Genomic DNA, 8,962 nt, shown 5'->3' with positions numbered 1-8,962 from the left:
AATTATAATATTTAATATGAGCATCACATAGAGTATTAAAATTTATTAGTCGCCTATATCATTTATTTTCCATTTTTTACTATAACTTTCTTTAATTAAATAATAAGTTTGTGTATATTCACCACTATCTTTAACTGATTTATTATCATCTTTATATTTTATATAATATTTAACTTTATATATTTTAATATCATCTCTTGGTAACTCATCCTTAAAACTTTTGCTCTTACCTTGTATATAGCTACTATAAATAGATTCATCATTTACTAATTCTACATTAATTAATTTCATACTCTCTATTGCATTTTTTATAGTATCTATACCTTCGGCTCCTAGTCTATTATCATAAGTAACACACTTATTTAGCCTATCGATATTATGGGTATCTATAGATTCTATATAATTTTTTATTGTTCTTTCTGGTGAATTAATAGTTTTTATAAATATAAAAAATACACTTAATATAAATACAATCGATATTAATATAATCTTTAATTTCTTATTCATATTATTTTCCACCTTACAAATTAATTAGAAGAATAGTCTTTCTTCAAAGATTTTTCTTGAGCTATGAAAGCTTCCTTAGCTTTATTTAAGGGTATTCCTAAAGTCATAATTATAATGATAGTATAAATTAGCTTGGTTATATTTATTTCAAAATTTATAAATCTATAAGAGAAATAGGCTATTGCAAGCATTATATACGATTTAGTAAGAAGTTTTGAGTTTTTTAAATAAAACCCTTTTCTAGTAAAAATATAATGAAATATGTATGCACTACCTATTACCAAATAAAACAATCCACGAAAAGCATATCCTATTGTAAAATCAGCTTTTGAATAAGTAAATAACTTTATTATCATAATTCCACAGATTAAACATATAGTTCCTGAAAATAAACCCATTATTGTTGTTGTAAAAGTTAAACTTATTTTAGATAGAGTCCCTATAACGTCACTTTCCCAGAAAGGCATAAACTTAATTAAAGCTTTTTTCATTTTTAACCTCCCTAATAAATTGAAAATTAAAATACTATACATAAAATTATTGTATATTATTGGTAAAAAATCAAGAAGTTTATTTTTCTAAATTTATCTTGAAATACAAAGAAATATATCTTAAAATTAAAAGTATAAACTTATTATATATAAATATATATGATAAGCTTTGTAAAGGATAACAAAACAGAGGACTAAAGTATAAAAGGTTTGGGTTAATAATTTAAAAATAGGGAGGTTTAATTAATGTTAAGAAGAAAATTTAAAAATTTATCCTTTTTAGTAGCCTTTATGATAGCATGTACTATGGCGCCAAAGCCAAATATAACCTATGCTATAACAAATGATAATGCAATATATATAAATGATTTTGAAAGTAGCTTATTACCAGATGAGGTTGATGGAGTAATAACAAAAGATAACGTTAGTATAAGAGACTTAAATGGAAATAAGTTTATGTCATTTAATGTAAAGTTTGACGGAACAGATAATTGGGATAACAATAAACATGAATTTTCATTTTTTACAGAAAGCAATAATCATATAGAAGCAGATACTAAGGTTAAATTTAATTTGCTAATTCCAACTGAAAATAAAAATTTTAATGGAATTATAAAATACGGGACAGGATCATCAGATAGTAGCTGGGGTTGGATAGGTGGTTCCTATGGGGATTTAACTTCTGATAAATTTATTGATTTAGGAAATGGATACTCTAGGGTAGAAGTTGAAACTTCAATAGGAGAATCAAATGGGTTAAAAAAATTAGTTATTCAAATAGCGGCCTACAATTGTGATTATGCTGGGGAAATATTAATAGATGATATATCTATTATAGCTAGTGAAAAAGAAGAGATTGAACTACCAGCAGTTAAACCAATAGAATGGAATTTTGATAATGAGGGTATTGGTATAGATAGCTGGAAATATGGTGGGGGATATCAATATAGCTCAGGAGAACCAAAGGTTTCTTATGATAAAACAGTTGGAGCTGGATCTATAAGGTTAGATGTTGATTATAGCAAGGATTCAAAGATTACCTGGAGCGAAGTAAAGCTACAAAATGATTTAAGTGAACCTATTAATTTTAATGGATATAATAAATTAACTTATGATTTTATTTATGATTCTAGCAAAATGGCAACTGGTGGATTTAAAACTAAATTGTATATAGAAAATGCTGTTAATAAAGATATGGACATAAACTTAGATAATGCAGAGGATTTGGGGAATAATTTAAAGAAGGTAAATGTTACAGTTGAATTTAATTCTAAGGATGTTGAAATTAATTCTATTATTTTAAGTACAGTAGGAGTATCAACTAATTATGTTGGACCAATATATATAGATAATATAAGTTTCGGACAAACTATTGCAGAAGATGTATACGTTGTAAAAACATCTGAAGTAAAACCTCAAAGTGTTATAGATGTATCAACTTTAGAGGTAGATTCTCCTGTAAGATTAGTAGATAAAAACTCAACAAATATAACTGCAAAATTATATGCTTACTTAAAAGCTATAGGAAAAGAAGATAAGGCTTTATATGGACATCAAAATGATACTCATCATAAGGCTGTTTTAAAAGAATCAGCAAGTAATTCAGATACTAAGGATTTAACAGGTTCTTTAGCTGCAATAGTAGGTATAGATACTTTATCATTAACTGGAGCAGAACTTCAATTAAGTGATGAGGATATAGCTAATGGTGTTACTCTACCTAAAAAAGCTGCACAATTAGGAATAGATGCTGCAAATGAGGGTTCAATAATAACTATGTCAGCACATATGCCTAACTTTGCTTTAGTAGCTGAAAAGGGTAAGAATTCAAATGGAAGTTATGACTATTCAGGCTATACTCCAGGAATAACAACTGGTGATGTAGTTTCAAGAATAATGCCAGGTGGAGATTTAAATGAAGTTTATACTGGATATTTAGACATAATAGCTGAATATGCTAATATTTTAGAAGACGAGGGGGTGCCAGTATTATTTAGACCTTTCCATGAGAATAATGGAAGTTGGTTCTGGTGGGGGAAAGCCTTTTGCGATGAAGAGGGATATAAAAACTTATATAGATATACAGTAGAATATCTTAGAGATACTAAAGAAGTGCACAACTTCTTATATGTATATTCTCCAAATGGACCTTTTGAAAATGAAAAGGACTATTTATCTCGTTATCCTGGAGATGAATTTATAGATGTAATAGCATTTGATATGTATCATGATAATCCTATAGAAAATGCAGAAGAAGATACGTGGATGAGTTCTTTAAAAGAAACTATAAACTTAGTACAAGGAATAGCAGATGAAAGAGGAAAGCTATCAGCAGTTTCAGAAACAGGAATTCGTAAGAATTATGGGTGTATGCCTGTAAGTGGGAATCCTAATAAAAATTGGTTTAGTGATGTTTCGAATATAGTTGCCGAATCAAATATGCCTTATTATATGGTTTGGGCAAACTTTGATGAAGGAAATATTTTTGCACCATATATGGTAAATGAAAATAAAGGTCATGAAATGATTAATTCATTTATTGATTATTATAATGAAGAATCTTCAGTATTTGCAGATGGTGTTGGAGATTATAAGTCCGTTAGCACTACTATTGGAGAAGCATATTCCTATGGTTATATAACATCACCAGCTTCAAGAAGTAGAATATTACAGCCAACTAAAATAACTGCAAGGGTAAAGAATTTAGATGGAAATGTTAAGTTTGTTTTAAGGGATAACCTAGGAAATGAAATTAAGACATTAAAGGCAACTCTTAATAATGGTAGTTATGAAGGCAATATAACAAAAGAATTATTAGATAGTATTGGTGAAAAGACTGGAAGCATTGAATTATATGTAGGTGATAAAGTTGTAAATACTATTAGTGCAATATTTAATATAAAAGAAAAAGAATCATCTAAGGAATTAGTTGATGATTTTGAAGGATATTATGGAGAAAGTGTACTACTAGAAAATAACTGGGCTACAAATGTCGGAGCAGGATGTTCTTTAACTCCAACATTAGTAACAGAAGAAGGTAAATTTAATGAAGGTAAATATGGGTTAGCATTTAATTATAAAATTTCAACTGAAAAGACATCAGAAGGATGGGCTGGAATGACTAAGGCAATAGGACAAGATTGGTCAGAGTTTGATGCTCTTCAATTCTGGGTTTATCCTGATGGAAAGGCTCAAAAACTTGTTATCCAAGTTACAACAAATGGAGAGGATTTTGAAGTATTCCTTCCAGAGTTAGCAGGAACAACAGAGCCTCAACTTGTTACATTGAAATTTAGTGATTTTGTAGGTAAAAATGGTGGAACTATAGATTTAAGAAGCTTAGAGAGATTCGGTATATGGTGTAACACAATAGTACCAGAAAATCATGCAGGAAAATGGACTGTAGAATCTACAATATATTTTGATAGTATTAAAGCTATAGATACAACTAAGCCACAAGAACCAAGTAACCCTGAAACAGAGGAACCAAGTACTCCAGGAGTAGACGAACCAAGTACTCCTGGAATAGAAAAACCAAGCATTCCAGGAATTTCAGAAGGTAATGGGGAAAGTAATGAAACAGAGGATACAGAGCTTCCAAACAATTCTAAAGATGAAGAAAGTAAAAGAGAGGATAATGGGAATCTTCCAAATACAGGAGGAGTAAGCCCAATAATTCCTTTAACTTTAGGAAGTGCACTTGTATATATTGGAGGTTTTATAAGGAGAAGGAAAGAATAATAAAAAGGTGCTGCATGGGCAGCACCTTTTCTATATTTCTTCTATGATTTTATTCATAAGTGTAGTGAATTTTTCTTTCACATTAGCTGAAGTTTCCATAACTTCTTCATGGCTTAAAGGTTGATCTAAGATACCAGCAGCCATATTTGTTAAGCAAGAAATTCCAAGAACCTTCATACCGGAATGAGCAGCAACTATTACTTCTGGAACAGTTGACATACCAACGGCATCTGCACCTATAACTCTTGCCATTCTTATTTCAGCAGGAGTTTCATAAGTTGGACCACTAAACATCATATAAACACCAGTTTTTATATCTATGTTTAAATTATTTGCAATTTGCTTAGCTTTATTAACTAAGTCTTTAGTATATGCGTTAGAAAGATCAGGGAATCTAGGCCCAAATTCATCTAAGTTTCTACCTATTAAAGGATTATCTCCTGAGAAGTTAATTTGATCTGTTATAATCATTAAATCTCCAGGTTTAAAGCTTTCATTTACAGCTCCACAAGCATTAGTAACTATAAGAGTTTCAACTCCTAAAAGCTTCATTACTCTTACTGGGAAAGTTACTTCATTGAAGTGGTATCCTTCATAGTAGTGAAATCTACCTTGCATTGCAATAACACATTTTCCATTTAACATACCTATAACTAATCTTCCAGCATGACCTTCAACTGTTGATACTGGGAAGTGAGGAAGTTCTTCATAAGGATAAAATTCTGGGTTTTCGATTGAATCAGCTAATGAGCCAAGTCCAGAACCTAGTATTAATCCAATTTCTGGTTTATACTTAGATTTATTTATAATAAAATCTGCAGCAGTTTTAATCTTCATTGATAAGTCCATAAAATCACCTCTATATATAAATTTAATTAACTTAATAATTATCTATGTGTAAATTATAAAATAAATAGCTATAAAAAGAAACAATAAAGCTGAAGAATATCAAGATTATAGAATTGATAGTGAAAATAGAAATATAAAAAATACTATAAGCATAATTTACTTATAGTATTTGTAATTATAAATATTTATATTTATTTTTATTTTGTTAATATAATATCGGCAACTTTAACAACATCTCCAGCACCAATAGTAAGAACAATATCTTCTTTTGACATTTTATTCTTTAAATAATTTGCTGCTTCTTCGTGACTATGAACATTAGTACATTTAATTCCCTTAGCTCTTAAAGCATTACCAAGATCTTCAGATGAAACAAGTCCAGTGTCTTTTTCTCTAGCTGCATATATATCCATAAGTAAAAGCTCATTCGCATCATCAAAACAAGTAGTAAAATCATCAAATAGAGTTTTAGTTCTAGTATAAGTATGTGGTTGGAATACAGCATAAATGTTTTTGTGAGGTATTAAATCAGCAGTACTAAGAGTGGCTTTTATTTCAACTGGGTGATGAGCATAATCATCTATTATAGTAGCTCCATTAAATTCACCTTTATATTCAAATCTCTTATGAGCTCCCTTACATTCTTTTAAACCTTCTATAATTGCATCATAAGGAATATTAAATACAAGTCCTACACAAATATTAGCTAAAGCATTTAATATGTTGTGCTTTCCAGTAGTGCTTAAAGTAACATTAAATAATTCCTTATTATCTTTGCAAACTGTAAATGTTGCACATCCTTTATTATCAAATGAAATATTAGTAGCTCTTACATCACCTTTATTTATTCCATAGCTTATTGTGTTGCAAGTAGCTTTATTTAAGACTTCCGCCACATTTTCATCTTCACAATAACCAATTAAATAGCCATCTTTAGGAATTATATTAGAGAATTTTTCAAAGGTTTCCTTTATATGATTTAAATCTCTATAATAATCTAAATGGTCAGCATCTATATTTAATATAACTCCAATATAAGGAAGGAATTTTAGAAATGATTCTTTATATTCGCAAGCTTCAGTAATAAAGTATTCGCTATTCCCTATTTTAAAGTTACCCCCTATAACATCAAGTTCTCCACCAACTAATATTGTAGGGTCTAAATTTGCTTTTAATGTTATATGAGATAACATTGATGTAGAAGTTGTTTTTCCATGTGTACCAGCTATTGCTACATTATATTTATGACCTTTCATTATTAAACCAAGGAATTCAGCTCTATCGATAAGTTCTATATTTTTCTTTTTAGCTTCTATAATTTCTGGATTATCTGATGGAATTGCAGCAGTATAAACTATTAAATCAACATCTTTTATATTAGATTCATTATGACCTATGTATATTTCTGCACCTTCAGATTTTAGTTTTTCAGTAATTTCAGATTCTTTTGAGTCAGAACCAGAGACCTTATAACCTTTAGTTAATAAAAGAGCAGCAAGTCCGCTCATACTAATTCCACCGATTCCTATAAAGTGAACTTTTTTATTTATATCCTTATTAAGATCGAATGACAAAAATACCAACTCCTTCTATATAAAATAAATTTATTAATTACAAGTAAATAGTTTTCACCTTATAATTATATACAAATTTAAGAAAATGAACACATTAAAAAGTTATATATTGAACTTTTTGACGAATTTTTATAAAAATTTTCAAATTTATAAGGGATTTCAATTAATACTGAGTAAAATCTATTGATATTGAGAAAGATATAGAATAAAATATGAATATTAGATGCTGAAAAACAACATATAATTCGGAAAAAAATAAAGATGTAGGTGATTTATTTTGGAAAAGTTAAGTAGAAATAGTAGAGTTGTTGCCATTACTAAAATTTTAACGGAAAACCCTAATAAGGTTATAGGGCTTAATAAGTTTTCTGATTTATTAAATGCAGCAAAGTCAACTATAAGTGAAGATATAGTAATAGTAAGAGAAATATTAGAAAAACTTCAGATGGGAAAAGTAGAAACTATTGCCGGAGCAGCTGGAGGTATAAAGTTTATTCCGGGGATAGAAGACGAAAGCAGAAGAAAGTTTGCAGAAGAAATTTGTGAAATGCTGAAAGATAAAAGTAGAATAGTTCCAGGAAACTTTATCTATGTAACAGATTTAATGTATGATCCACAAATTGTTAGTAAGGCTGGAGTTATACTGTCTTCAGAGTTCTATAATAAGGGGGTAGATTATGTAGTTACAGTAGAAACTAAGGGTATTCCATTAGCTTATGAAGTTGCAAGAAATTTAGGAATTCCATTAGTAATAATAAGAAGAGATAATAAGGTAACTGAAGGATCAACTGTAACTATTAACTACGTATCAGGAACAAATGGTAGAATTCAACAAATGTCACTGTCTAAGAGATCTATGAAACCAAGAAGTAAATGTATATTTATAGATGATTTCTTAAGAGGTGGTGGAACTGCTCAAGGAATTAAGGATCTTTTAAATGAATTTGAAAGTGAATTAATAGGAATTGGTGTTTTAATTGATAATATTGGAGTAACACAAAAGAGAGTAGATGAATATATCTCAATAGTTCAACTTAGAAATTTAGAAGATGAACAAGGATTAGAGGTAAAACCATCTAATTTTATTCTTTAGAAAAGTATATTTAATAGAAAGCTATAAGGGTTATTGATAATTTAACTTTTATAGCTTTTTTCATAGGAATTTATAATAAAGTCAAATCTATGGATGACTTTATGAAAGTAGTAAAATCAGATTCTAAGAAGACGATTTTTATAATTTCCTTCCTTCAGTTTTGAAGTGTTAAAATATCATATCCAGGTTCCGTCGCAAGCTCCAGTCACCTTGCTATGATATTTTAACACTTTTTTTTGCATAAATTAACTAAGTTTTTGAAAAAAACAAAAAAATTAAAAAAATTCAAAATAAAAAGAGGATTTTAACAATTTTTATAGAATTTTATATCTATCAGAGCAACGGAGGTGTAATGCAATGACAATAACTGATGTAAGAATTAGAAAAATAGCTTCCGATGGAAAGATGAAGGCTATAGTTTCAGTGACTTTTGATAATGAATTTGTGGTTCATGACATTAAAGTAATCGAAGGACAAAATGGATTGTTTATAGCTATGCCAAGTAGAAAGACACCAGATGGTGAGTTTAAGGATATAGCACATCCAATAAACACAGATACTAGAGAAAAGATTCAATCATCAATTCTAGAAGCTTACGAAAAGGCTAAAATAGAAGAAGAGTCTGAAGTAATTAGTGAATAATATTTGTTAATAAAAAATAAAAGGGATAACCCTTTTATTTTTTTGTATAAAGTATTTATTATATA

7 protein-coding genes are annotated in these 8,962 nt (G+C 28.8%); 3 read left to right on the top strand and 4 right to left on the bottom strand.

Going from position 1 to position 8,962, the window contains the following annotated elements; genetic code table 11:
• Positions 1 to 45: 45 nt before the first annotated feature.
• Positions 46 to 507, bottom strand: coding sequence for a DUF4829 domain-containing protein (locus tag H9660_RS08635; RefSeq protein ID WP_191749972.1), 462 nt, complete (start codon positions 505 to 507; stop codon positions 46 to 48).
• 20 nt (positions 508 to 527) lie between these two features.
• Positions 528 to 998 (bottom strand): hypothetical protein, encoded by a 471-nt coding sequence (locus H9660_RS08630; protein ID WP_191749971.1) that lies wholly within the window; start codon positions 996 to 998, stop codon positions 528 to 530.
• Positions 999 to 1,244: 246 nt separating this feature from the next.
• Between H9660_RS08630 and H9660_RS08625 the strand changes: the two genes are divergently transcribed.
• Complete coding sequence (locus tag H9660_RS08625; protein WP_191749970.1) at positions 1,245 to 4,739, top strand: glycosyl hydrolase; 3,495 nt, start codon at positions 1,245 to 1,247, stop codon at positions 4,737 to 4,739.
• 30 nt (positions 4,740 to 4,769) lie between these two features.
• On the opposite strand, the gene H9660_RS08620 is transcribed toward H9660_RS08625, so the two are convergent.
• Together H9660_RS08620 and murC are read right to left on the bottom strand one after the other, a co-directional pair.
• Positions 4,770 to 5,588, bottom strand: a complete 819-nt coding sequence (locus tag H9660_RS08620; RefSeq protein ID WP_191749969.1) for a purine-nucleoside phosphorylase — start codon at positions 5,586 to 5,588, stop codon at positions 4,770 to 4,772.
• A gap of 197 nt (positions 5,589 to 5,785) precedes the next feature.
• Entirely contained in the window at positions 5,786 to 7,162 is a 1,377-nt protein-coding gene (gene murC, locus H9660_RS08615; protein WP_191749968.1) for a UDP-N-acetylmuramate--L-alanine ligase, read from the bottom strand.
• A gap of 277 nt (positions 7,163 to 7,439) precedes the next feature.
• On the opposite strand from murC, the gene purR reads away from it, so the two are divergent.
• Both purR and spoVG read left to right on the top strand, forming a co-directional pair.
• The gene (purR, locus tag H9660_RS08610) at positions 7,440 to 8,255 is read left to right on the top strand and encodes a pur operon repressor (protein ID WP_191749967.1); all 816 of its coding nucleotides are present in this window, start codon (positions 7,440 to 7,442) and stop codon (positions 8,253 to 8,255) included.
• A gap of 357 nt (positions 8,256 to 8,612) precedes the next feature.
• Positions 8,613 to 8,897, top strand: a complete 285-nt coding sequence (gene spoVG, locus H9660_RS08605) for a septation regulator SpoVG (RefSeq protein ID WP_191749966.1) — start codon at positions 8,613 to 8,615, stop codon at positions 8,895 to 8,897.
• Positions 8,898 to 8,962: the final 65 nt, after the last annotated feature.

Source organism: Clostridium gallinarum (genome assembly GCF_014836325.1).
In the GTDB taxonomy this organism is placed as follows: Bacteria; Bacillota; Clostridia; order Clostridiales; family Clostridiaceae; genus Clostridium; species Clostridium gallinarum.
Note: the sequence above shows the minus strand (reverse complement) of the source record. Positions and strands in the feature narration are given on the sequence as shown.